The organism is Thiemannella venezuelensis (assembly GCF_014203605.1).
In the GTDB taxonomy this organism is placed as follows: Bacteria; Actinomycetota; Actinomycetes; order Streptosporangiales; family Streptosporangiaceae; genus Planomonospora_A; species Planomonospora_A venezuelensis.
Map to the genome: position 1 here is coordinate 1 of NZ_JACHJJ010000017.1, position 22,314 is coordinate 22,314.

25 protein-coding genes are annotated in these 22,314 nt (G+C 71.8%); 6 read left to right on the forward strand and 19 right to left on the reverse strand.

All coding sequences use genetic code 11. The features are described 5' to 3' along the window. Window positions 1–304 precede the first annotated feature (304 nt). Complete coding sequence (locus FHS22_RS23175) at window positions 305–1,123, forward strand: helix-turn-helix domain-containing protein (RefSeq protein WP_184944790.1); 819 nt, start codon at window positions 305–307, stop codon at window positions 1,121–1,123. Beyond that, the gene (locus tag FHS22_RS23180; protein ID WP_184944792.1) at window positions 1,120–1,332 is read left to right on the forward strand and encodes a DUF397 domain-containing protein; all 213 of its coding nucleotides are present in this window, start codon (window positions 1,120–1,122) and stop codon (window positions 1,330–1,332) included. The genes FHS22_RS23175 and FHS22_RS23180 overlap by 4 nt, the downstream gene beginning before the upstream one ends. A gap of 154 nt (window positions 1,333–1,486) precedes the next feature. Here the strand turns inward: FHS22_RS23180 and FHS22_RS23185 are convergent, their stop codons facing one another. From FHS22_RS23185 to clpS, 6 genes are all read right to left on the reverse strand, one after another. Then, window positions 1,487–2,434, reverse strand: coding sequence for a PLP-dependent cysteine synthase family protein (locus FHS22_RS23185; RefSeq protein WP_184944793.1), 948 nt, complete (start codon window positions 2,432–2,434; stop codon window positions 1,487–1,489). A 22-nt stretch (window positions 2,435–2,456) separates the two neighbouring features. Next, window positions 2,457–2,735 (reverse strand): MoaD/ThiS family protein, encoded by a 279-nt coding sequence (locus FHS22_RS23190; RefSeq protein WP_184944795.1) that lies wholly within the window; start codon window positions 2,733–2,735, stop codon window positions 2,457–2,459. An 81-nt stretch (window positions 2,736–2,816) separates the two neighbouring features. Continuing rightward, the gene (locus FHS22_RS23195) at window positions 2,817–2,954 is read right to left on the reverse strand and encodes a hypothetical protein (RefSeq protein ID WP_184944797.1); all 138 of its coding nucleotides are present in this window, start codon (window positions 2,952–2,954) and stop codon (window positions 2,817–2,819) included. Between the two features lie 58 nt (window positions 2,955–3,012). Further along, entirely contained in the window at window positions 3,013–3,429 is a 417-nt protein-coding gene (locus FHS22_RS23200) for a M67 family metallopeptidase (protein WP_184944799.1), read from the reverse strand. Between the two features lie 9 nt (window positions 3,430–3,438). Beyond that, window positions 3,439–3,963: a DUF2017 domain-containing protein gene (locus FHS22_RS23205; protein WP_184944801.1), complete on the reverse strand. Its 525-nt coding sequence runs from the start codon at window positions 3,961–3,963 to the stop codon at window positions 3,439–3,441. Beyond that, window positions 3,960–4,229: an ATP-dependent Clp protease adapter ClpS gene (gene clpS, locus FHS22_RS23210; RefSeq protein WP_184945056.1), complete on the reverse strand. Its 270-nt coding sequence runs from the start codon at window positions 4,227–4,229 to the stop codon at window positions 3,960–3,962. The genes FHS22_RS23205 and clpS overlap by 4 nt, the downstream gene beginning before the upstream one ends. Window positions 4,230–4,293: 64 nt before the next feature. On the opposite strand from clpS, the gene FHS22_RS23215 reads away from it, so the two are divergent. Together FHS22_RS23215 and FHS22_RS23220 are read left to right on the forward strand one after the other, a co-directional pair. Further along, on the forward strand, window positions 4,294–5,577 hold the full coding sequence (locus tag FHS22_RS23215) for a nicotinate phosphoribosyltransferase (protein ID WP_221474001.1): 1,284 nt from the start codon (window positions 4,294–4,296) through the stop codon (window positions 5,575–5,577). Between the two features lie 4 nt (window positions 5,578–5,581). After that, window positions 5,582–6,157 (forward strand): isochorismatase family protein, encoded by a 576-nt coding sequence (locus tag FHS22_RS23220; protein ID WP_184944805.1) that lies wholly within the window; start codon window positions 5,582–5,584, stop codon window positions 6,155–6,157. Window positions 6,158–6,164: 7 nt separating this feature from the next. Here FHS22_RS23220 and FHS22_RS23225 read toward each other — a convergent pair whose 3' ends face one another. Further along, entirely contained in the window at window positions 6,165–6,557 is a 393-nt protein-coding gene (locus FHS22_RS23225; protein WP_184944807.1) for a hypothetical protein, read from the reverse strand. A 186-nt stretch (window positions 6,558–6,743) separates the two neighbouring features. Between FHS22_RS23225 and FHS22_RS23230 the strand changes: the two genes are divergently transcribed. Then, window positions 6,744–7,283: a hypothetical protein gene (locus FHS22_RS23230; RefSeq protein ID WP_184944808.1), complete on the forward strand. Its 540-nt coding sequence runs from the start codon at window positions 6,744–6,746 to the stop codon at window positions 7,281–7,283. Between the two features lie 61 nt (window positions 7,284–7,344). On the opposite strand, the gene FHS22_RS23235 is transcribed toward FHS22_RS23230, so the two are convergent. From FHS22_RS23235 to FHS22_RS23260, 6 genes are all read right to left on the reverse strand, one after another. Further along, on the reverse strand, window positions 7,345–9,096 hold the full coding sequence (locus FHS22_RS23235) for a DEAD/DEAH box helicase (protein ID WP_184944810.1): 1,752 nt from the start codon (window positions 9,094–9,096) through the stop codon (window positions 7,345–7,347). A gap of 260 nt (window positions 9,097–9,356) precedes the next feature. Then, window positions 9,357–10,214 carry a hypothetical protein gene (locus FHS22_RS23240; protein ID WP_184944811.1) on the reverse strand — a complete coding sequence of 286 codons (858 nt, stop codon included), beginning with the start codon at window positions 10,212–10,214 and terminating at the stop codon, window positions 9,357–9,359. Window positions 10,215–10,306: 92 nt separating this feature from the next. Further along, the gene (locus FHS22_RS23245) at window positions 10,307–11,713 is read right to left on the reverse strand and encodes an MFS transporter (RefSeq protein WP_184944813.1); all 1,407 of its coding nucleotides are present in this window, start codon (window positions 11,711–11,713) and stop codon (window positions 10,307–10,309) included. After that, complete coding sequence (locus tag FHS22_RS23250) at window positions 11,710–12,768, reverse strand: zinc metalloprotease (protein ID WP_184944815.1); 1,059 nt, start codon at window positions 12,766–12,768, stop codon at window positions 11,710–11,712. The genes FHS22_RS23245 and FHS22_RS23250 overlap by 4 nt, the downstream gene beginning before the upstream one ends. A 95-nt stretch (window positions 12,769–12,863) precedes the next feature. Beyond that, entirely contained in the window at window positions 12,864–13,115 is a 252-nt protein-coding gene (locus FHS22_RS23255) for a DUF3039 domain-containing protein (protein WP_184944817.1), read from the reverse strand. 127 nt (window positions 13,116–13,242) lie between these two features. After that, complete coding sequence (locus FHS22_RS23260; protein WP_184944820.1) at window positions 13,243–14,832, reverse strand: MFS transporter; 1,590 nt, start codon at window positions 14,830–14,832, stop codon at window positions 13,243–13,245. A gap of 152 nt (window positions 14,833–14,984) precedes the next feature. Here FHS22_RS23260 and FHS22_RS23265 point away from each other — a divergent pair, with 152 nt between their 5' ends. Further along, complete coding sequence (locus FHS22_RS23265) at window positions 14,985–15,641, forward strand: TetR family transcriptional regulator (RefSeq protein ID WP_184944822.1); 657 nt, start codon at window positions 14,985–14,987, stop codon at window positions 15,639–15,641. Window positions 15,642–15,734: 93 nt separating this feature from the next. Here the strand turns inward: FHS22_RS23265 and FHS22_RS23270 are convergent, their stop codons facing one another. The 6 genes from FHS22_RS23270 to FHS22_RS23295 form a co-directional block, all read right to left on the reverse strand. Further along, window positions 15,735–16,313 carry a YqgE/AlgH family protein gene (locus tag FHS22_RS23270; RefSeq protein ID WP_184944823.1) on the reverse strand — a complete coding sequence of 193 codons (579 nt, stop codon included), beginning with the start codon at window positions 16,311–16,313 and terminating at the stop codon, window positions 15,735–15,737. A 140-nt stretch (window positions 16,314–16,453) separates the two neighbouring features. Next, window positions 16,454–17,866: a malic enzyme-like NAD(P)-binding protein gene (locus tag FHS22_RS23275; RefSeq protein ID WP_184944825.1), complete on the reverse strand. Its 1,413-nt coding sequence runs from the start codon at window positions 17,864–17,866 to the stop codon at window positions 16,454–16,456. Window positions 17,867–17,949: 83 nt separating this feature from the next. Then, window positions 17,950–18,579, reverse strand: coding sequence for a cytidylate kinase-like family protein (locus FHS22_RS23280; protein ID WP_184944826.1), 630 nt, complete (start codon window positions 18,577–18,579; stop codon window positions 17,950–17,952). Window positions 18,580–18,655: 76 nt separating this feature from the next. Next, complete coding sequence (locus FHS22_RS23285; protein ID WP_184944828.1) at window positions 18,656–19,588, reverse strand: tetratricopeptide repeat protein; 933 nt, start codon at window positions 19,586–19,588, stop codon at window positions 18,656–18,658. 181 nt (window positions 19,589–19,769) lie between these two features. Continuing rightward, window positions 19,770–21,437 (reverse strand): coenzyme B12-dependent isobutyryl-CoA mutase large subunit, encoded by a 1,668-nt coding sequence (locus FHS22_RS23290; protein ID WP_184944830.1) that lies wholly within the window; start codon window positions 21,435–21,437, stop codon window positions 19,770–19,772. Between the two features lie 96 nt (window positions 21,438–21,533). After that, window positions 21,534–22,028, reverse strand: coding sequence for a MarR family winged helix-turn-helix transcriptional regulator (locus tag FHS22_RS23295; protein WP_184945057.1), 495 nt, complete (start codon window positions 22,026–22,028; stop codon window positions 21,534–21,536). Window positions 22,029–22,314: the final 286 nt, after the last annotated feature.

The window sequence follows — 22,314 nt, forward strand, 5'->3', positions numbered from 1 at the left end:
CGGCCGCCCACCCCCGGTCGAAGTCACTCGGAGATCATCCCACGGGCGGGGTCATGCGCAGGCCATGCACGAAGACGGAACCTGAACAGTCACCTTTAAGCCTCTCCGGTTTCATGGGGATACCCTTCGGCCCGCCTGCATGACGGGGGCGCTGGCTGATCAGCCTCCTGTCCGTGCTGGTTGCAGGCTGCTGACTTGGCCTTCTCACCTTCCCAAACGAAAGCTATGCTCGATAGAAGAATATGAGGCACAGTCACCACACAGAATCAGTGAACCCCCTGTGGCCTGGCTGGAGAGGAATGGCATGAGCGTCCCCCATGGCTTTGATCCCTCCGTATCACCTCGCGCCTACTTCGCCGCCGAGCTGCGTCGAATTAGAGAATCCACAGAAACCAGCCAAAAAGTACTTTCCAAACGGATCGGCTGGTCAGAGAGTCAGATCAGCATGGTCGAGAACGGGCACCGCAAGCCGACCCGGAAGTTCGTCGAAGCGGTGGATTCGGCTCTGAAGCTGGACGATGCGCTCATCGGCCTCTATGACATGACCGATGCCATGGGGGGCCGCTTGCCCGAATGGTTCCGCCCATGGGTGGAGATCGAACGCGAAGCGAAGGTCTTGCGCACCTGGCAGCCGCTGGTGGTTCCCGGTCTCCTCCAGACCGAGGAGTACGCCCGCATCATGCTGAGCGGAGAACCCGGGGTCACCCCCGCACAGTTGGACGAGAATGTAGCCGCACGAATAGATCGCAGGGGGATATTGTCCCGCGCCAACCCGCCTATCCTGTGGGTGGTCCTTGACGAGAGAGTCTTGCGCCACCCCGTTGGCTCCGAGGACGTGATGGCGAGGCAGATCGAACACCTTGCCGAGGCAGCGCAACAGCCCAACATCACGGTCCAGGTCGTCCCCCTCAACTCCGGTGCGACGACTGGTCTGTCCGGCGGATTCGTCCTGGCGGAGATTCCAGGGATGGCCGATGTGGCCTACATGGACTCGGCTCAGCACGGACAGGTGACCGACCGTACGGAGGAGGTAGCGACCCTAAGCTACCGATACGAGGTGATCCGCGCCGAGGCACTGACCAAGCGTGCGTCACTGAAGCTGATCGAGGAGATGGTTCAATGAACGACCTGAGCCGGGAGCTGGCAGAGGCGGCATGGCGCAAGTCCAGCCGGTCATCCAGCAACGGTGGCGACTGCGTCGAGGTCGCCCAACTGTCCGGCGGCCGGAGAGGTGTCCGTGACAGCAAGAACCCCAACGGCCCCAAGCTCGTCTTCACTCCCAGCGAGTGGGACGCCTTCCTGAACGGCGTGAAGGCCGGCGAGTTCGACTAGCCCGCGGTGCCGTTCGGATAACCGTCGGCGGGCACCGCCGCCCCTGTGACCGACGAAGCCCCCGGCGGTTGCCGGGGGCTTCGTCGGTCACTCTGGCCGGGAACCGGCTGCGCGCCCCCTGCTGGAGTGCGACGCGGCCGGACAGCGGCGGAGGTCAGGCCCAGAGCTGGCCTTCCAGGCGCTCCTCGGCCTCGTCCAGGGTGCCCTCGTAGGCGCCGGTGGACAGGTACTTCCATCCGCCGTCCGCCACCACGAACGCGATGTCGGCCCGCTGCCCGGCCTTGACCGCCTTGGCGGCCATGCCCAGGGCGGCGTGCAGGGCGGCACCGGTGGAGACGCCCGCGAAGATGCCCTCCGCGGCCAGCAGCTCCCGGGTCCTGCGCAGGGCGTCGCCCGAGGAGACGGAGAAGCGGGTGGTCAGCACGTCGGGGTCGTAGAGCTCGGGGATGAAGCCCTCGTCCACGTTGCGCAGGCCGTACACCAGCTCGCCGTAGCGCGGCTCGGCCGCGACGATGCTGACGCCGGGGACGTGCTCGCGCAGGAACCGGCCGACGCCCATCAGGGTGCCGGTGGTGCCGAGCCCGGCGACGAAGTGGGTGACCGTCGGCAGGTCCGCCAGGATCTCCGGGCCGGTCGTCTCGTAGTGGGAGCGCCAGTTGGCCGGGTTGCCGTACTGGTAGAGCATCACCCACGACGGGTTCTCGGCGGCGAGGCCCTTGGCGACCCGGACCGCCTCGTTGGAGCCGCCGGCCGCCGGGGAGGAGATGATCTCCGCTCCCCACATGCGCAGCAGCTGGCGGCGCTCCTCGGAGGTGTTCTCCGGCATCACGCAGATCAGCTTGTAGCCCTTGAGCCTGGCGGACATCGCCAGCGAGATGCCGGTGTTGCCGCTGGTGGGCTCCAGGATCGTGCAGCCGGGCCTGAGCAGCCCGTCTTTTTCGGCCTGCTCGATCATCCACAGCGCGGGCCGGTCCTTGATCGACCCGGTCGGGTTGCGGTCCTCGAGCTTGGCCCAGATCCGCACGTCCGCCGAGGGCGAGAGGCGGGGCAGTCCGACCAGGGGGGTGCGGCCGACCGAGTCGATCAGCGATTCGAAGCGCATGAGGAGTGGTTTCCGCTCCGTGTCAGCGCGCGCCGCCGGCCACGGCCGGCAGGACGGTGACGGTGTCGCCGTCGGCCACCGGGGTCTCCAGGCCGCCGAGGAAGCGCACGTCCTCGTCGTTCAGGTAGACGTTCACGAAGCGGCGCAGCGCGCCCTGCTCGATCAGGCGGTCCTGCAGGCCCGGGTGGCGGGCCTCCAGGTCTCCGATCAGCTCCTGGAGCGTGGCGCCCTTGGCGTCCACGGCCTTGGCGCCGTCGGTGTACGTGCGCAGGATGGTGGGGATGCGAACCTCGATGGCCATCGCGAGTCAGTCTCCTTGTGTCGTCGGGGGCGCCACCGGATCAGAACACCGGAGGCGGGAGGGGGATTCCAGGACTGCGGCTCAGCGACAGTCGTAGACGACGGAGAACGGCGTGTGCCCGAACAGGAAGTTCTGCACGGGTGCGAGGCCGGCCTGGCGGACCCGGACGCCGGGACGCGCGCACACGACGTCCTCGTGGGTCGGATCGGCGGTCGGCATGGTGGCCAGTCTACCCAAAGCGGTCATCGTCCCTCACGGCCGTATCACGTGGCGGACGTCACGCCGGGACGATCTCGACCTCCTCCTCGGTCACCACTCCGTCGACGATTCGGTAGGACCGCAGCTCCACGCTCTCCCGCAGCTCCTCGCGCGTGGAGACCAGCACGTAGTGGGCGTTCGGCTCGGAGGCGTAGCTGATGTCGGTGCGGGAGGGGTAGGCCTCGGTCGCGGTGTGGGAGTGGTAGATGACCACCGGCTCCTCGTCGCGGTCGTCCATCTCGCGCCAGACCTTCAGCTGCTCCATGGAGTCGAAACGGTAGAAGGTGGGCGAGCGCTCGGCGTTCTCCATCGGGACGAACCGGACGGGCGTGTCGGAGCCCAGCGGACCCGCGATCACCCCGCAGGCCTCGTCCGGGTGGTCGGCCCGGGCATGTTCAATGATCTTGTCGACCAGTTCCTTCGAGATCGTGAGCATGTCTGGAAGCTACCAAAGGGCTCGGACGAGGCTGTCCTGGAGGTAGGTGAGCCAGTCGTAGGTGAGGTAGGCGGGGTAGCGGGGGTCGTCCTCCGGCAGCCCGGAGAGCTCCTCGTGGAGCTCCTCGGTCACCTCCAGCCGGGTGCCGAGCGCGAGCCGTACGTCGTTCAGCGCCCGCACCCACGCCTGCGCCTGCTCGCCGGTGAGCTCCACCCGGCCGGGCGCGGCGCTGTCGAGCATGGTCTGCGCGTCGGCCCGCTTGCCGTCGCGCAGGGTCGCCTCGGTGTAGCGGCGGAACTCGGCCGACAGCTCGTCGTCCTCGTAGGCGGAGGGGAACAGCCGGGCCAGCACCGGGTCGTCGGACTGCTCGGACGGGCCGATGCCCAGCGCCCGCTCCAGCGGGTCGTCACCGGTCGTGCCCGGCTCGACCAGGTCGAGGATCTGCGCCATCAGCGAGCGCAGGACCGCGACCTCCGCCGGGTCGAAGTCGGCGATCACCGAGCCCTCGGGGCCCGCCGTGAACCCGCTGCTCACGACTGCTTCTGCACGGTGGCCCACAGGCCGTAGGAGTGCATGATCTGCACGTCGCGCTCCATCTCCTCACGGGTGCCGCTGGAGACCACGGCCTTGCCCTTGCGGTGCACGTCGAGCATCAGCTTCTCCGCCTTCTCCTTGGAGTAGCCGAACACGGTCTGGAAGACGTACGTCACGTACGACATCAGGTTGACCGGGTCGTTCCAGACGATGGTCAGCCACGGCAGATCGGGCCGCACGTCCATCGCCGGACGCGCGACCTCCATCGGAGCAGTGCCACCCACGTTCCCCAGTCTGCCCTACTCCGGGCCTAGTCTTCGACTCGTGACGATGAGCATGAGCAGTGCGTTGCTGACGGATCACTACGAGCTGACGATGCTGCAGGCGGCGCTGCGCAGCGGCGCCGCCTGCCGGGGCGCCGTTTTCGAGGTCTTCGCCCGGCGGCTGCCCGGGGCGCGGCGCTACGGAGTGGTCGCCGGCACCGGCCGGGTGCTGGACGCGCTGGAGGGCTTCCGGTTCGGCGAGGACGAGCTCGCCTTCCTGCGGGACGGCAACGTGGTGGACGGCCCCACCCTGGACTTCCTCGCCGGCTACCGCTTCTCCGGCCGGGTGTACGGCTACCGCGAGGGCGACTGCTACTTCCCCGGCTCCCCCATCCTCACTGTCGAGGGCACGTTCGCCGAGGCCGTGCTGCTGGAGACGCTCATCCTGTCGATCCTCAACCACGACTGCGCGATCGCCACGGCCGCCTCCCGGATGGTCCACGCCGCGGGGTCCCGGCCGATCATCGAGATGGGCTCCCGGCGCACCCACGAGGCGTCCGCGGTGGCCGCCGCCCGCGCCGCGTACCTGTGCGGGTTCGCCGCCACCTCCAACCTGATGGCCGGCCGCGTGTACGGCGTGCCGACGGCGGGGACCGCCGCCCACGCGTTCACCCTGCTGCACGACTCGGAGGAGCAGGCCTTCCGGGCCCAGCTCGACGCGCTCGGCACGGGCACCACGCTCCTGGTGGACACCTACGACGTGGCGCAGGCCGTACGGACCGCGGTGGAGCTCGCCGGACCGGAGCTGGGCGCGGTCCGGCTCGACTCCGGCGACCTGGGCGAGGCCGCGCACGAGGTGCGCGCGCAGCTCGACGCGCTGGGCGCGCACCGCACCCGCATCCTGGTCACCAGCGACCTCGACGAGCACGCCATCGCGGCGCTGGCCGCCGCCCCGGTGGACGGCTACGGCGTCGGCACCTCACTTGTCACCGGCTCCGGCTCCCCCACGGCCGCCCTCGTCTACAAGCTCGTCGCCCGCGAGGACGCCTCCGGCGTCATGCGCCCGGTGGCCAAGAAGTCGGTCGGCAAGCCGAGCCGGGGCGGACGCAAGGAGGCCTTCCGCGAGCTCGACGAGTCGGGTACGGCCGTCGCCGAGCTGGTGACGACCTCCGGCGACCGGCCGGCCGGAGCCCGCCCCCTCCAGGCCGAGCTGGTCCGCGACGGCGAGATCGTGGGCCGCGAGAGCCTGGACGAGGCCCGCGCCCGCCACCGCCGCGCCTTCGCGGAGCTTCCCGCCGTCGCCCACCAGCTCTCCCGGGGCGACGTGGCGCTGCCGACCGTGTTTGACTAGCACCATGGCAACCGCGCTGATCATCGTCGACGTCCAGAACGACTTCTGCGAGGGCGGCAGCCTCGCGGTGGGCGGCGGCGCCGAGGTGGCCGCCGCCATCTCCCGGCACGCCTCCTCCCACCCCTACGACCACGTCGTGGCCACCCGCGACTACCACGTCGACCCGGGCGACCACTTCGCCGCCGAACCCGACTTCGTGCTCTCCTGGCCCGCGCACTGCGTGGCCGGGACCCCGGGCGCGGACTTCCACCCCGCCTTCGACACCGGGCGCGTGGAGGAGGTGTTCAGCAAGGGCGCCCACTCGGCCGCCTACAGCGGTTTCGAGGGCGCCTCCGCCGACGGCGTGCGCCTGGCGGACTGGCTCGCCGAGCGTCATGTGCACGCGGTGGACGTGGTCGGCATCGCCACCGACCACTGCGTGCGGGCCACGGCCCTGGACGCGGTGGAGAACAACCTGGCCGTCCACGTGCTGCTGGACCTGACCGCGGGCGTCGCCCGCCAGACCACCGAGGCCGCCGTCGCCGAGCTCGACTCCGCCGGAGTCCTCCTGAGCGGCGCCCCGGTGGTCCGTTCCGCCTGAGGCGGCGTCAGGCCGCCGGGGGCATCCCCAGGAGGTGGATGATCCGGTCGAGCTTCCCGTCCATGGTCCCGAAGTCCTCCTTCAGTCCCGCGACATCCGATTTCAGGCCCGCGACATCCTGCTTGACCTCGACCATGTCCGACTTCAGGCCCGCGACATCCCGCTTGACCTCGACCATGTCCGACTTCAGGCCCGCGACATCCGCCTTCAGGCCCGTGACATCCGTCTTGAGGACCGCGACATCCCGCTTGACCTCGTTGAGGTCTTCCTTGGTGGCGAACCTCTCAAGATCCTTCTTGGTTGCGAGAGTGTCCATCTTCACCAGGATCTGCCCGATTACGGGAGCCATGTACTCCACGACTTCTTCCCTGATCTTCGCGCGGATGATCTCGTCGATCATGTGTCCTCTTTCCGAGAGTACCCGAGTGGCACCTGGAGGGGGCGGGGCCGATGACGTGGGAACGCTACAGGATTCGACTACGGCAGGCATGCAATCGATCACCCTGTGTCAATGAAGAGGTAAACGCAGCCACCACCGGATGGGACAGGAGTATGACGGAGAGTCGCGATCCTCAACCTCACGGTGGTGACTCGTATGCTCCTGCTCGGCGTCCTGTGGCTGCTCGCGGCTCCGGTGTGCGTGTGGCTGCTGGTCCGCGGCCGCGGCCGCGGTCCGGCCCGGCTCGGCGGCCTGCTCGTGCTCGCCGGGCTGGAGGCCGCCACGTTCTGGCTCGTTCCGGAGACCGGGTCACCGGCCCCGCTCTCCCGTCCCGTGTCCGCCGCACCGCCAGAACCGGCCGCGCCCGCCTGCTCGGCCCGGCCGCCCGTTCCCGAGCAGGTGAGGCCGACCAGGAAGAAGCACGGGCTCCGGGCCGTGACGCTCTCCTGGACGGCGGCGGCGGACGAGTGCGGCACCGCGACCGTCGTCCTCCAGCGCAGGAACCACAGGATCAGGGTGTGGCTGCACGAGGGGACGGGCCCTGCACCCGCCGGGGCCCGGACGGTCCCGGTGACCGTGGCGGGCGGGACGGCCTCCGCCGAGCTCCGGTTCGATCCGCCGCTGCCGGGCCGGAGCGAGCTCACGGCCGTCGACGGGCGCACCGGCCGTCCCGTCGCCCTGCGCTGACCCGCACCGGACCCGGAGGCCCCTCAGAGCGCCCGGGGCCCGGAGGGGTCTCCGGGTCCGGCTACCGGGAGCGCTGGGTGGCCCAGAGGCGGATCCTGTCGATCCGCTCCTGCACCTGCTCCGCGGTGGCCTGGGCGATGGCGGGGCCCCCGCAGGCGCGGCGGAGCTCGGCGTGGATGACGCCGTGGGGCTGGCCGGTCCGGTGGTTCCACGCGCCGACCAGGCCGTTGAGCTCCTTGCGGAGGTTGGCGATCAGCTCGTGCGGGGCGAGCTGGGGCTCCTTGGGCTCAGGCGCCTTCCGCTTGGCCTTGAGCTGGTCGGACTGGCGTTTGCTCAGCAGGGTCCGGACCTGGTCGGGCTCCAGCAGTCCGGGCAGGCCGAGGAAGTCCTCCTCCTCCGGGGAGCCGGGCTCGGCGGCGGCGCCGAACTCGCCGCCGTCGAACAGCACCCGGTCGAAGGTGGCGACCGCCTCCAGCGTCTCGAACGGCAGCTCGTCGCCGACGACATCGGGGTTGTCCTTCTTCCGGTTGGCGTCCTCGACGAGGAAGTCGTCGAGCCCCTCCTCGGGGAGCTTGCGGTCGAGGACGTGGTCGCGCTCGGCCTCCATCTCCCCGGCCAGGCCCATCAGGTTGGGCACCGACGGCAGGAAGACCGAGGCGAACTCGCCGCGTTTGCGCGCCCGGACGAAGCGGCCGACGGCCTGGGCGAAGAACAGCGGCGTCGAGGTGCTGGTGGCGTAGACGCCGACGGCCAGGCGCGGGATGTCGACGCCCTCGGAGACCATCCGGACCGCGACCAGCCAGCGCTCCTGCGACGCCGAGAACTGCTTGATCTTCTTGGACGCCTCGGGGTCGTCGGAGAGCACGACCGTGGCGCCCTGGCCGGTGATCGTGCGGATGTGCCGGGCGTAGGCGCGGGCCGTCTCGTGGTCGGTGGCGATCACCAGGCCGCCCGCGTCGGGAACGCCCCTGCGCACCTCGGTCAGGCGCCGGTCGGCCGCGTGCAGCACCTGCCGGATCCAGTCGCCCTTGGGGTCGAGCGCGGCCTTCCACGCCTGGCCGAGCTGGTCCTTGGTGAGCGGGGTGCCGAGCGTCGCGGCGATCTCGTCGCCCGCCCGCGTCCGCCAGCGCATCTCGCCGGAGTAGGCGAGGAAGATGACCGGCCGGACGACGCCGTCGGCGAGCGCCGGGCCGTACCCGTAGGAGTAGTCGGAGACGCTGCGCCGCACGCCCTCGCCGTCCTCGGCGTAGGTCACGAACGGGATCGGGTTGACGTCGGACCGGAACGGGGTGCCGGTCAGCGCCAGGCGTCGCGCGGCGGGCTCGAACGCCTCGCGCACGCCGTCGCCCCAGGACTTGGCGTCGCCCGCGTGGTGGATCTCGTCGAAGATCACCAGTGTCTTGCGGGCCTCGGTCCGGGCGCGGTGCAGCGCCGGGTGCATCGAGACCTGCGCGTAGGTGACCGCCACCCCGGCGTAGTCGCGGGAGGTCGCGCCCTGGCTGTTCTTGAACTCGGGGTCGATCGCGATGCCGGCCCTCCCGGCGGCGTCGGCCCACTGCTGCTTGAGGTGCTCGGTGGGGGTGACGATCGTGATCGCCCGGACGATCCCCCGGGAGAGCAGGTCGCTCGCGATGCGCAGCGCGAATGTCGTCTTGCCCGCGCCCGGCGTGGCGACCGCCAGGAAGTCGCGCGGCTCGCGCCTGCTGTAGAGGTCGAAGGCCTCCTGCTGCCATGCGCGCAGCTTCGGCGCGGTCCCCCAGGCGGCCCGGTCGGGGAACGAGGGGGAGAGGTGGGAGGCGGCGAAGGTGCTCATGCGCCCCTCCTCACCCGCAGGCCCGTCGGGGCGTTCGCAACACCGCTGTGTCTGATGGCTCGCTCGCTTCGCTCACTCACAATTTCCCCAGACTAATCGCCATCGCCGACAGGACGTGCCGGTCGCCCGAGATCCTCGTCAAGGTCATCTCCTCGTGCTAGGGGCCCCACGACCCGGTACGGCTGCGCCCGCCTGTCCCCTCCCGCCGCCCCGCGCGCCCCCTCACCAGGCGTTCCGCGGGCGCGCGGGGCGGGCCGCCGTCACGCCCTGCGGATGCCGGCGACCACCGCCTCGATCCCGGCGCGCACCCCGGGGCCGTCGGGCTTGGCCACCGCGACCACGACCACCGGGGGCCCGCCCGGCCCGGTGAGGAACACCACACGCAGATACGCCGGGCCGTTGACCACGTCGCGGTACTCCGCCCGGAGGGTGCGGCTGTGCCCGGTCCACCCGCCGGCGGCGACCGGCCGGTCGTCGTCGACCTCCACCTCGTCGCCGTGGAGCAGCAGCCTGCCGTACAGGTCGGCGAGACCGACCGCGGCCTCGCGCGGGTCGGCGGCCGGCTCCCCCGGTCCGACCAGCACCGTCACCGCCGCGCCGTCGCCGGCCGCCGAGGTGAACCCGGTGACCGGCGGCACCGCGCCCTGCCGCCACCCGGCGGGCAGCGGGTAGCCGACGCCCGCGGCCGGGTCGCTCACCCGCGCGGGCGGGTCGGCGGAGGGCAGGGTCCGCAGCGCCAGGACGCCCGCGGCGACGGCCACCGCGGCGCAGGCCGCCAGGGCGAGCGCGCCGAGCAGGAGGCGGCGCAGGCGGCGCGGGACCCGGCGCCGGGGCGGCGTGGCGGGCGTGCCGTACCAGCGGGCCGAGGGCGGCAGGTCGTCATCGCCGGACGCCTCGTAGGGACGCGCCCGGCCGGGCAGCGCGGCGCTCCACCCCGGCTCCCCGGGCGGCGCCCGGTGCGGAGACCCCTGCGGCGGCCAGGCCGGCGGAGGCTCCCCCGGCCGCGGGCCCCCCGGCCGGGGCTCTCCCGGGGAAGGCTCCCCCGGCGGCTCCCGCAGCGGCCGTACCCTGCTCGGGGGCGCGTGCGGCGGCCGCTTCCGGCGGGGCGGTTCGTCCAAGGATCCTCCTCCCGGCGGTCAGCGCACTCCCGTCCTACCATGCACCGGCCGCGGGGATCCGGCCAGAGGCGATCACCGATATGGGGCGAAGGTCAGGAGGCGTCGCGCATGCGGCCCGCGGCGGCCGCGCCGGCCAGCCCGATCACCGCCATCAGGGCGACGATCGTGAGATAGCCGGTGGCGATGTCGTCGTGGCCGATCAGGTTGACCAGCACGCCGCCGAAGCCGATGGTGAGCCCGCTGCCCAGGGTGTCGACGACCTGCAGGGCGGCGGAGTTCGCGCCCTGCTCGGCGTCGGGCGACTGCCGCATGGCGGTGACGTTCACGCTGGGCATGCTGACGCCCATGCCGAGCCCGGCGACCAGCCAGGCGGGGGCCATGAGCCAGCCGGTCAGCCCCGGGACGAGCCCGAGCCCGGTCAGCAGGATGCCCGCGGTGACGGCGGCGGCGCCCAGCCGGACCAGCAGGGCGCGGTCCCACTCGCGGCGGGCCTGCAGGTAGGAGCCGGTGCTCCAGCCGAGGGCGCCGACGGTGAGTGCGATCCCGGCCTGGGCCAGGCCGAAGCCGAGTTCCTTCTCCAGCACCAGCGGGATGTAGGAGTTGACCCCGAAGAACGCCGCGGCGAGGACGCCGCGCATCATGATCGTGGTGGGCAGCCCCCTGCCGAACCTGAGCGAGCCCGCCGGCAGCAGCCGGGGCAGTCCCGCGGCGAGGGCGGCCAGGCCCGCCGCGGTGGCGATCCCGCCGGTCACCGGGTCGGTGTGCAGCCGGTCCGCCCCGGCGAGCAGCACCCCGGCGCCGACGGCCGTCGCCAGGGCCGCCAGGGTCATCGGCAGCGGCCGGGAGCGGGGGCCCGATCCGGGGGCGGAGCCGGAGCCGGGGGCCGGAGTCTCGCCCCCGTCTCCGCGCAGCGCGGGAAGCAGCATCACCAGGGCGGGGACCACCAGCGGGACGATCCCGTAGAAGACCCAGCGCCAGCCGACCGTGCCGGCGATGATCCCGCTGACGCCGGGACCGACCAGAGCGGGCAGCACCCAGGCCGCCGAGAGCGCGGCGAAGATCCTGGGCCGGGCCTCGGGGGCGTAGACCCGGGCGATCATGACGTAGATCGCGACGATGGCGGAGCCGCCGCCCAGCCCCTGGACCACGCGGGCGGCGATGAAGACCTCCTTGGACCAGGCCGCTCCGGCCAGGGCCATGCCCGCCGTGAACAGGCCCACGCCGAGCAGGAACGGCACCGCGTGGCCCCGTCGGTCGGACCAGAGTCCGGCGACCACGTTGGCGAACAGGCCGGCGATCAGGAAGGCCGAGATGCTGATGCCGTACAGGTCGAGCGCGTCGAGGGCCTCGGAGACGGCGGGCATGACCGTGCTGATGGACATGCCCTCGAAGGCGATCAGCGTGACGACGAGCAGGATGCCGAGCGAGGCCGTGCGGTAGAGCGGACCGAAGATCCGGGGCGGTTCGTATGGAGCGTCAAGTGTCTTCGGTGCTGTCACCCGTCAAGGGTAATGTCCCCTTCGTCCCGCCGGTACGCGGCCCACGAGTCCTGCATCCGGGCCGCCTGCCCTCTGGTGAACGCGGACATGCAGGCGTCGTGGGAGTAGTCCATGAAGTTGTGGACCGGGTCCGGGCCGTCTCCCGGGCAGGTGTCCTTGCCCGCCGGGCAGCCCATGGTGGGGTGGGCCTCCGGCGGCGTGTCGGCGACCGCGTCCCCGGGAGCCCGGCAGCCGTTCTCGAAGGTGTGCAGCAGCCCCAGCCAGTGGCCGATCTCGTGGACCCCGGTGTAGCCGAGGTCGAAGTCGCGCAGCGACCCGCCGGGCAGGCTGCGCCAGTCGACGACCACGCCGTCGAGCCGGGGCTCGGCGGCGTACCAGTGCGGGTAGGTGGAGTAGCCGAGCACCAGCCGGCCGAGCTGCGCGACGTAGAGGTTGAGCGTGCCGGAGCCGCCCCTGCGCAGGCGTTTCATCTCCCGCTCGTGGGTGATCGGGTCCCGGAACCAGGCGGGGTTCTCGGTCCGGGTGAGGCCGTCGAGCCGGAACCGGATGCCCGTGTCGGCCCCGCCGAACCGGCCGCCGTAGGCGTCGTTGAGGACGGCCAGCTGCCGCTGCACCGCGCCGTCCGGGGCGCCCTGGGCGCCGTCGGTGATCACGTGCACCCAGGTCGGGACGGTGACCGGGGTCCAGGCCGCCCGGCGGAGCACCGGTCGGCGCGCGTCCAGGGCCGCGATCATCTCCGCGACCTGCTCCGGCCCGGGCGCGCGGGGCTCGGGCCCCCGGCCCGGAGACGCGGCCCGCGCGGCGACCGGGCAGCCGGCCGGGCCCGCCGCGGAGACGGCCGCGCCCGGCGGGGCGGCCGCCCGCACCGGAAGGGCCGCCCGTTCCGGGACCGCCGCCGGGAACCGTGCCGGAGCCACGACGGTGACCGGAGCAACGGCGTCCGCCGGAGCCGCGGACGTCCCCGGGGGTCCGTCAGGGGCGGTGCCCGCCCCCGGGGGCGCGGTGCCCGCGGCGAGCAGGCATGCCGAGACGACGGCGATCGCGCGCGAAACCATGACTCCCCCGATAAGCCATCCGACCTGGCCGGATGTCGCTTCTCAGCGACATCCCGACCGTAGCCTCATCGGCGGCGATCACCCGTGAGCAACACTCACTCGTTGTTGCCGTCTTCGCCCTTGGGCAGGCCCTCGTAGATCTCCTTGCACTCGGGGCAGACCGGGAACTTCTGCGGGTCGCGGTTCGGCACCCAGACCTTGCCGCAGAGCGCGCGCACCGGGATGCCGCTGAGCGCACTCTCCATGATCTTGTTCTTCTCGACGTAGTGGGCGAACCGCTCGTGGTCGCCGTCGCCGTGCGACAGGTCCGGCCGTACGTCGCTCTCAGGAAGGATCTTCGTGCTCACCCTCCCGAGTTTATGCGCGCGCCGCCCCGGGCCGCCCACCGGCACGGTCCCGGAAACGGGTACGGCTCCCGCCGGGCGGCGGCGGGAGCCGTACCGGGAGCGGGAGCCGTCGCGGGAGCGGCGCGGGTCAGCCCATGTGGACCGGGGCGCCCTCGGTCTTGCGGCCGGCCTTGACGACCAGCGCGAGCAGCGCGGCGAGGATCGCCACACCGGTGCTGACCTGGAAGCCGAGCTGCATGCCCTCCAGGAAGGAGGAGTTCACCACCCCGGTGATCGCCTGGGCCACCGCCTCGGGCGTGCCGGGCTGGACGGGCGCCTCGGCGAAGGACGCGGCCTGGGTGACGCCCGCCATCTGCTCCGGAGGCAGCGCCGGGAGCCCGGCCGCGCTCCAGTGGCCCGGGAGCACGTCGCCCACCCTGCCCGCGACGATCGCGCCGAGCACCGCGGTGCCCAGCGAGCCGCCGACCTGCATCGCCGACTGCTGCATGCCTCCGGCGACGCCGCTGAGCTCCTCGGGGGCGTTGCCCACGATGATCTCGGTGGCGCCGACCATGACCGGTGAGAGGCCGAAGGCCAGCAGCACGAACGGGACCGCGCTGGCCATGTAGCCGTCCTCCAGGCCCAGGCGGGACAGGAGGAACATCGCCGTGGCGGTGATCACCATGCCCACCGCGATCGGGATCTTCGGGCCGAACTTGCTGATCGCCGCACCCGCCAGCGGCGAGGCGACGATCATTCCCGCGCTCATCGGGAGCATGCGGATGCCTGCGTCCAGCGGGTCCAGGCCGTGCACGCCCTGGAAGTAGAACGTGAGGAAGAACATCGCGCCGAACATCGAGAACGCCATCAGCACCATCAGCACGGTGCCGACCGAGACCGACAGGTTGCCGAACAGGCTCAGCGGGACCAGCGGCTCGGCGGCCTTGCCCTGCCACCAGACGAACGCCGCTCCGAGCACCACGGCCCCGGCGAGGAAGGCGAGCGTCGCGGTGTCGCCCCAGCCGTACTCGGGGGCCTTGATGATCGCCCAGATCAGGCAGAACATGGCGCCCGAGAGCAGCACGACGCCGAGCCAGTCGACCTTGGACAGGGACTCCGCCCTGCTCTCCCTGATGACGAGCATGCCGACGATCAGCGCGACGATGCCGACCGGGACGTTGATGAAGAAGACCGACTGCCAGTTGACGTTCTCCACCAGCAGGCCGCCGACGATGGGGCCGGCCGCGCTGGACAGGCCGATCGTGGCGCCCCAGATGCCGATCGCCATGTTGAGCTTCTCGGCCGGGAAGGCGGCGCGGAGCAGGGCGAGGGCGGCGGGCTGGAGCAGCGCGCCGAACAGGCCCTGGAGCACGCGGAAGGCGATCAGCATGCCGATGGAGTCGCTCAGGCCGATCGCGAGCGAGGTGAGCGCGAAACCGGCGATGCCGATCATGAAGATCCGCTTGTGCCCGAACAGGTCGCCGAGCTTGCCCGCGGTGATCAGGAAGACCGCGAGCGCCAGCAGGTAGCCGCTGGTCACCCACTGCAGGTCGGCGAGGGAGGCCTTGAGCTCCTCACCGATCACGGGGTTGGCGATGGCGACGACCGTGCCGTCGAGCATCACCATCATCACGCCGAGCGAGACCGCCAGCAGAGTGAGCCAAGGGTGACCCTGCCTGGACGATGTGCCCGGTCCGGATGGCGGCGGTGACGCCACCGCCGTCTTGGCGTTGGCCATGGAAGGGTCCCCCTCATCGATTCGATAGATCCCACCTTGGGATGTCAGCTCAGGTAATTTATGTCAGCCGCTGACAGATGACAAATCCTTTTATTGGGCAGTACATGACTTATGGCAGACTGTGAACCCTACGTTGCGAGGAGGTGACAGCCATGAACCAGCCCGGACTGCGGGAGCGCAAGAAGCGCAAGACGCGGCTGGCACTGATCGACGCCGCCCTCGACCTCTTCGCCGCCCAAGGCTACGAGGCCACCACCGTCGACCAGATCGCGGCCGCCGTGGACGTCTCGCCCCGCACGTTCTTCCGCTACTTCGCGACCAAGGAGGACGTCGCGCTCTCCTCTCCCGTCGACGGGCAGGAGGTGATGCTGAGGGAACTGGCCGCCCGTCCCGCCGAGGAGCCGCCCTTCGTCGCACTCGGCCACGCCATGCGCGCGGTCGTCACCGCGCTGCAGGAGGGGGACCTGACCGAGACCGCGAGGTTCCTCAAGACCCGCGAGCTCGTCGAGAGCACCCCCGCGCTCTTCGCCGGGAGCATCCGCCGGATGATGGAGAACGAGCGGCGGCTGATCGCCGAGATCGCCCGGCGCGAGAGCACCTCCCCCGACGACCTCCTGCCCCACTTCGCGGTCTCCCTGTTCACCGCCGTGGCCCGGGTCGGCTTCGAGTCCTGCCACCCCCGCAGCCCGCAGGACCTGCCCGCCTTCGGCGAGCGCCTGGAGCAGATCCTCGCCCTGGCCGAGCGCTCCCTCCGCCCCGGCTGGGACCGGCCCCGGAGCGGCGCCGACGCGGCGCGGCCCGGGGGCTGACGACCGGCTCCCGCCCGGTCGCGGCGGACCCCCGGCCGGTCCACCGGCGCCCCGCGGCGGGCGCCGGCCGTGCGGAGGCGCCCGCCGCGGCGGTCAGTTCATCGAGGGGTCGTCGGGGCAGGTCGCCACGTAGGCGAGCTCGCCGCGCTGGCGGCGCAGCACCGCCCGCCACAGGGAGCCGGGGTCGTCGTGGAAGGTGTCGCCGGGCTCGGCGTCCACCAGGTACCACGCGCCCTCCGCGATCTCCGCCTCCAACTGCCCGGCGGTCCATCCCGCGTAGCCGGCGAAGATCCGCATCTGGGCGATCTCCCCGGCGAGGATCTCCGGCGGGGCGTCGAGGTCGACGGTGCCCAGCCGGGAGACCGCCGCGGTGCCGGTGTGCAGCCGCCGCCAGCCCAGGGGCTCCTGCCCGCTCGGGACCGCGGCCAGCGCCAGGGCGCTGTCGGTCTGGACCGGACCGCCCTGGAAGAGCACGGACGGGCCGGTGACCAGGGCGTCCCAGGTGGGCAGCACCTGGGTCACCGCGATGTCGCTCGGCCGGTTGAGCACCACGCCGAGGGTGCCCCCCTCGAGATCGTGCTCGAGGATCAGGACCACGCAGCGCCGGAAGTTGGGATCCTCGAGCTTCGGTGTGGCCACCAGCAGCGCCCCAACATAGATCGCCTCCGCCATCCCTCCATCATGATGGGTGGAAGCCCGGTTGCGCCGCCCCACCCCCCATCTCGCCCTCCCGGACGCGCGGTCGCGGCGCGGCCTTCCGTGAAAAGCGGTGGAACGCCCGCCGGGGCGGCGCCCGCCCCCGGTCGCGCCGCCTACGCCTCGGTCATGCCGGTGCGGGCCCGGCCCCCGGCCGACTCGCGCACGGCCGCCGCGACGGCGCCCGCCACGTCCGGGTGGAACACGCTGGGGATGATGTAGTTCGGGCCGAGCTCCTCGGCGGTGACCACCGCGGCCAGGGCGCGGGCCGCGGCCAGCAGCATCTCCTCGCTGACCACGCTGGCCTGGGCGTCGAGCAGGCCGCGGAAGACACCCGGGAAGGCCAGCACGTTGTTGATCTGGTTCGGGTAGTCGGACCTGCCGGTGGCCACCACGGCGGCGTGCTCGCGGGCGTCGTCGGGCGAGACCTCGGGCTCGGGGTTGGCCAGGGCGAAGACCACGGCGTCCTCGGCCATCGTGGCGATGTCGTCGCCGTTGAGGATGCCGGGGGCGGAGACCCCGATGAACACGTCGGCGCCCTTGACCGCGCCGCGCAGGTCGCCGGAGTACCCCTCGGCGTTGGTGTGGCCGGCGATCCACCGCAGCGAGTCGTCCAGGTCGTCGCGGCCCAGGTGCACCGCGCCCCGGTAGTCGCAGACGATCACGTTGCGCGCGCCGGCCGCGAGCAGCAGGCGCAGCACGGCCGTGCCCGCCGCACCGGCCCCGGCGAGCGTGATGCGGACCCCGGACAGGTCCTTGCCGACCACGCGCAGCGCGTTGGTCAGCGCGGCCAGCACGCAGATCGCGGTGCCGTGCTGGTCGTCGTGGAAGACCGGGATGTCCAGCAGCTCGCGCAGCCGCCGCTCCACCTCGAAGCAGCGCGGCGCCGAGATGTCCTCCAGGTTGATGCCGCCGAAGCCGGGGGCGATGCAGCGGACGATCTCAACGATCTTGTCGACGTCCTGGGTGTCCAGGCAGATCGGCCAGGCGTCGATGTCGGCGAACCGCTTGAACAGCGCGGCCTTGCCCTCCATGACGGGCAGCGCGGCGGCCGGGCCGATGTTGCCCAGACCGAGCACGGCCGAGCCGTCGGTGACCACGGCGACGCTGTTGCGTTTGATCGTCAGGCGGCGGGCGTCCTCGGGGTTGCGGGCGATCGCCATGGAGACCCGGGCGACGCCGGGCGTGTAGGCCATGGAGAGCTCGTCGCGGTTGCGCAGCGGCACCTTCGACTTCATCTCGATCTTGCCGCCGAGGTGCATGAGGAAGGTCCGGTCGGAGACCTTGTGGATGACGACGCCCTCGACGACGTCGAGCTTGTCGACGATTGCCTGGGCGTGGTCGGTGTCACGCGCGGCGCAGGTGACGTCGATGCGCAGGGTCTCGTGGCCGGCGGTGGTCACGTCGAGCGCGGTGACCACACCTCCGGCGGACTCGACGGCGTGGGTGAGCTGGCTGACGGCCTTGCCGCCGGCCGGCACCTCCAGGCGCACGGTGATGGAGTACGACACGCTCGGCACTGTGGCCACCGTCAATCCGCTCCTTCGCGACCGACCAGGTTCGGGGGTCCTCCCATCGTGCCACTCCCGGGCGGGTGTCCGCGCCCCGGGAGTCAGCCGAGGGCCGCCGACGCGGTGGCGATCAGCTCCACGCAGGCGTCCACCGGGATGGTCGTGCTGTCGAGGACCAGGTGGTACAGCGTGGGCGAGGCGGGGTCGGTCCGGTAGAAGTGGCGGACGTAGGCGGTGCGCGCCCGGTCGTTCTCCTCCACCAGCTTGCGCGCCTCGCGGGCGCTCATCCCGCCGGCCTCCGCCGTCCGCAGGATCCGCCGGCTCTGCAGGGCGTCCAGGCGGACGTGCAGGGCGCCGGGGTGGCCGGCCAGGACGAGGGCCCCCGCGCGGCCGAGGATCACCCCGCCGCGGTCCCGCGCGATCTGCCTGATCACCCCTTCGGTGTGGGTGACGAAGTCCTCGGGGGGCAGGGGCATGGAGCCCGGCAGGTAGACGTCGACGCCGCCGAACGTGGCCGTCGGGAGCCGTACGGCTCCCGACAGCAGCCAGCCGAGCCCGTGCTCGGAGCGGTCGTCGTGGGCGAGCGCCTCCTCCAGCGTGCAGCCGAGCTCCTCGGCCACCGCCCCGGGGATCGCCCGGTCCACGAAGGGCACGCCGAGGCGATCGGCCACCGCGGGGCCGATCACGCTGCCGGCGGTGCCGTACGTGGCGGAGATGGTGACGACCCGCATACCTCGTTCATGCCCGTAAAACCGTACCCGTATGACACTTTTGTCCCGCGATTACGCGTTCCGCGGTTACGCGGGCTCAGAACAGGGCGGAGGCGAGGTTCCTGCGGGCCCTGGCGACGGACGGGTCGTCCGCCGGGAGCGTGTCGAACAGGCCGAGCAGGTGCACCCGCACCCGGTCGCGGTCGTCGCCCGCGGTCCGGCGCACGACCCCGACGAGGCGGTCGAAGGCGGCGTCCACCTCGCCGGAGAGCAGCTCGAAGTCCGCGGCCAGGAGCTGCGCCCCGATGTCGGCCGGGTCGCCCAGGCGGCGCTCCACGTCGGCGGGGTCGACGTCCTGGGTCCGCCGGATCAGACCGAGCCCCGCCAGGCCCAGCTTCGCGTCCTCGTGGTTCGGCGAGCGGGCCAGCAGCCGCTGGTAGGCGGCCGCGGCGGCGTCGAGGTCACCGGCGTCGACGGCCTGCTCGGCGGCGAGGACGTCCGGGTCCACCGGGGGCTCCTCCGGCCGGCCCTCGGCCCCGTCCTCCTCGGAGGGCGGCGGCAGGTACTGGGCCAGGGCCTCCATGAGCTGGGACAGCCAGTCGCGCAACTGCGGCTCGGTGGCGATGCCGGGCACCACCGCCACCGGCTGGCCCTGGAAGATGGCGTACAGGGCGGGCACGTTCTGCACCCGGAGCGCCTGGGCGATCTGCTGGCTGACCTCGACGTCCACCCGGGCCAGCGTCCACCGGCCCGCGTTCTCCGCGGCCAGCTTCTCCAGCAGCAGGCTGTACTGCCTGGCCTGCTCGGCACGGGTGACGGTGAGCTCGAGCAGCACCAGGCTGTTCATGGAACGCTCGACGACCTCGGCCGAGAAGGTGGCGTCGTCGACATCGATGACCTGCGCCGGAACGCCTCCGCTCTGCTGCGCGGCGGTCTCCCGCCGTGCCTGCGCCTCCAGCGCCTGCTTGCGCGCGCCGAGGTCCACGGCACCGTAGAGCGATCCGGGTCGAGTGAAGTCCGCTGGGCTCATGTCCCCAATCCTGCCGCATCACGGGCCCGTCACGGGCCACGGCGCCCGCGAGGGGGCGCCGGTGCACCGGACCGGGGAGCGGAGCGGGCAGGCGGCGGGCGGGCGGCGGGCGGGCGTCGGGGGGAAGGCGCCGGCCGCCCGCCCCCGAGCCGGCCGTGCGGGGCGCGGCCCGTCAGCACAGTCAGAAACGGGCGGGCTCGGTGTAGACGCCCCAGACGTCGCGCAGGGCGTCGCAGATCTCGCCCAGCGTGGCCTCGGCGCGGACCGCGCCGAGCATGGCCGGGATCATGTTGCCCTCGCCCCGGGCGATCCGGACCAGCTCGGCCAGGGAGGCGTCCACGGCCGCCCGGTCGCGGGCCGCGCGGCGCTCGGCCAGGACCCGGTTCTGCTCGCGCTCGACCTCGTGGCTCACCCGCAGGATCTCCAGGGGCTCGTCGATGGAGGCGGTGTGGCAGTTCACCCCGACGATCCGCTTCTCGCCCTTCTCCAGCTTGCGCTGGTAGTCGAAGGCCGCCTCGGCGATCTCGGACATGAACCAGCCGTCCTCGATCCCGCGCAGGATGCCGGAGGTCATCGAGCCGTCGGAGCCCATCTCCCGGATCCTGGCGAAGATCGCCTCGGCCTCCGCCTCGATGCGGTCGGTCAGCGCCTCGACGTACCAGGATCCGCCGAGCGGGTCGGCGACGTTGACGACCTCGGTCTCCTCCATGATCACCTGCTGGGTGCGCAGCGCGATCTCGGCGGCCTTCTCCGTGGGCAGCGCGAGAACCTCGTCCAGCGCGTTGGTGTGCAGCGAGTTCGTCCCGCCCAGCACGGCCGCCAGCGCCTCGATCGCGGTGCGGACCACGTTGTTGTACGGCTGCTGCCCGGTCAGCGAGACCCCGGCCGTCTGGGTGTGGAAGCGCAGCCACTGCGCCTTGTCCGTCCTGGCGCCGTAGACGTCGCGCAGCCACCGGGCCCAGATCCGCCGGGCGGCGCGGAACTTGGCGATCTCCTCGAAGAAGTCGATGTGCGCGTCGAAGAAGAACGACAGGCCGGGGGCGAAGACGTCGACGTCGAGCCCGCGCGACAGGCCGAGCTCCACGTAGCCGAACCCGTCGGCCAGGGTGAAGGCCAGCTCCTGCGCGGCCGTGGAGCCGGCCTCGCGGATGTGGTAGCCGGAGACGCTGAGCGGCTTGTAGGCCGGGATCTCGGCGGCGCAGAACTCCATCAGGTCGCCGATCAGGCGCAGGTGCGGCTCGGGGGCGAACAGCCACTCCTTCTGCGCGATGTACTCCTTGAAGATGTCGGTCTGGAGCGTGCCGTTGAGCCTTCCGGCCGGGACGCCCTGCCGCTCGGCGGCGACGACGTACATGCAGAAGATCGGGACGGCCGGGCCGCTGATCGTCATCGAGGTGGTGGTGTCGCCGAGCGGGATGCCGTCGAAGAGCAGGTCCATGTCGAGCGCGGAGTCGATCGCCACCCCGCAGTGGCCGACCTCTCCGAGGGACCGCGGGTCGTCGGAGTCGCGACCCATCAGGGTCGGCATGTCGAAGGCCACGCTCAGTCCGCCGCCGCCGGCGCCCAGGATCATCTTGTAGCGCTCGTTGGTCTGCCGGGCGTTGCCGAAGCCGGCGAACTGCCGGATGGTCCAGGCCTTGCCCCGGTAGCCGGTGGGGTGCAGGCCCCGGGTGAAGGGATACTCCCCCGGCCAGCCGATGCGCCCGAACCGCGGGTCGTCCCCGGAGGGCCCGTAGACCGGCTCCACCTCCAGGCCGGAGAGGGTCCGGAACTCGGACTCGCGCTTGGCGGCCCTGTCGAACCGCGCCTGCCAGCGCGCCCGTCCCGCCTCGATCTCCTCGGCGTCCATCGCCTGCTCCATTCGTCCGGCTTGTGGCCTCGAAAAAATACTAGGACGTCCTAGTATTTCTTGGCCAGACCTCCCGGGAAGCAGTCCCTGCCCCGCTCAGCCCTCGAAGTCCCCTGCGGCGACCCGCAGGGTCCTGAGCAGCTCGAACATCTGCTCCAGCTCGGCCTCGCCGTACATCGTCATGGCGAAGTCGGCGCCCATCAGCGCCTCGGTCGCCCGCTCCACGACCTCCCGGCCCCGGTCGGTGATCTCCGCCAGCACCCCCCGGCCGTCCCGGGGGTTGCGCCTGCGGCGGACCAGCCCGGCCCGCTCCAGGCGGTCGACGGTGTTCGTGACGCTCGTCGGGTGCACCATCAGCCGCTCGCCGATCCTGGACAGCGGCAAGGCCCCCGTCTTGCTGAAGGTGAGCAAAACCAGCGCCTCGTACCGGGCAAAGGTCAAGTCATGCGGTTTGAGTAGCGTGTCCAGTTGCGCCAACAGGATCTGGTGCGCTCTCATGATCGAGGTGACCGCGGCCATGGCCGAGGACGGCCCGAAGCGAGCACGCCACGTGTCCGCGGCGCGTTCGATGGGGTCGAACGGCAAGTTCAGCTGACCGGTAGCCACAGGGCTACGGTAGCGCGGCCTCGTCCCGGTTCATCCGTATACGTACAGCGACCAGAACGGCGGCTTCGGCGAGAACCCGGGCAGCAAACGTCACACTCAGTTATGGTTCCCACATCGAATGGTGAGGCCGTGGCCAAGAGCCACGCGGACTCAGTCCGGCCTGCGGGGGAAGCGGGCCGGGCCGGATGCCCAGGGGATCGGCTCCGCACATTCACGGCACGGGGGGTGCTTGATGAACGAAAATCCGGACGCGTTCGGATGCCATACCGAT

Bases quoted from the DNA above. Each gene is read 5' to 3' on its own strand.
- FHS22_RS23175 (WP_184944790.1), top strand. From the start codon at position 305: ATGAGCGTCCCCCATGGCTTTGATCCCTCCGTATCACCTCGCGCCTAC.
- FHS22_RS23180 (WP_184944792.1), top strand. From the start codon at position 1,120: ATGAACGACCTGAGCCGGGAGCTGGCAGAGGCGGCATGGCGCAAGTCC.
- FHS22_RS23185 (WP_184944793.1), bottom strand. From the start codon at position 2,434: ATGCGCTTCGAATCGCTGATCGACTCGGTCGGCCGCACCCCCCTGGTC.
- FHS22_RS23190 (WP_184944795.1), bottom strand. From the start codon at position 2,735: ATGGCCATCGAGGTTCGCATCCCCACCATCCTGCGCACGTACACCGAC.
- FHS22_RS23195 (WP_184944797.1), bottom strand. From the start codon at position 2,954: ATGCCGACCGCCGATCCGACCCACGAGGACGTCGTGTGCGCGCGTCCC.
- FHS22_RS23200 (WP_184944799.1), bottom strand. From the start codon at position 3,429: ATGCTCACGATCTCGAAGGAACTGGTCGACAAGATCATTGAACATGCC.
- clpS (WP_184945056.1), bottom strand. From the start codon at position 4,229: ATGGAGGTCGCGCGTCCGGCGATGGACGTGCGGCCCGATCTGCCGTGG.
- FHS22_RS23215 (WP_221474001.1), top strand. From the start codon at position 4,294: ATGAGCATGAGCAGTGCGTTGCTGACGGATCACTACGAGCTGACGATG.
- FHS22_RS23220 (WP_184944805.1), top strand. From the start codon at position 5,582: ATGGCAACCGCGCTGATCATCGTCGACGTCCAGAACGACTTCTGCGAG.
- FHS22_RS23225 (WP_184944807.1), bottom strand. From the start codon at position 6,557: ATGATCGACGAGATCATCCGCGCGAAGATCAGGGAAGAAGTCGTGGAG.
- FHS22_RS23235 (WP_184944810.1), bottom strand. From the start codon at position 9,096: ATGAGCACCTTCGCCGCCTCCCACCTCTCCCCCTCGTTCCCCGACCGG.
- FHS22_RS23250 (WP_184944815.1), bottom strand. From the start codon at position 12,768: ATGGTTTCGCGCGCGATCGCCGTCGTCTCGGCATGCCTGCTCGCCGCG.
- FHS22_RS23260 (WP_184944820.1), bottom strand. From the start codon at position 14,832: ATGGCCAACGCCAAGACGGCGGTGGCGTCACCGCCGCCATCCGGACCG.
- FHS22_RS23265 (WP_184944822.1), top strand. From the start codon at position 14,985: ATGAACCAGCCCGGACTGCGGGAGCGCAAGAAGCGCAAGACGCGGCTG.
- FHS22_RS23270 (WP_184944823.1), bottom strand. From the start codon at position 16,313: ATGGCGGAGGCGATCTATGTTGGGGCGCTGCTGGTGGCCACACCGAAG.
- FHS22_RS23280 (WP_184944826.1), bottom strand. From the start codon at position 18,579: ATGCGGGTCGTCACCATCTCCGCCACGTACGGCACCGCCGGCAGCGTG.
- FHS22_RS23285 (WP_184944828.1), bottom strand. From the start codon at position 19,588: ATGAGCCCAGCGGACTTCACTCGACCCGGATCGCTCTACGGTGCCGTG.
- FHS22_RS23290 (WP_184944830.1), bottom strand. From the start codon at position 21,437: ATGGACGCCGAGGAGATCGAGGCGGGACGGGCGCGCTGGCAGGCGCGG.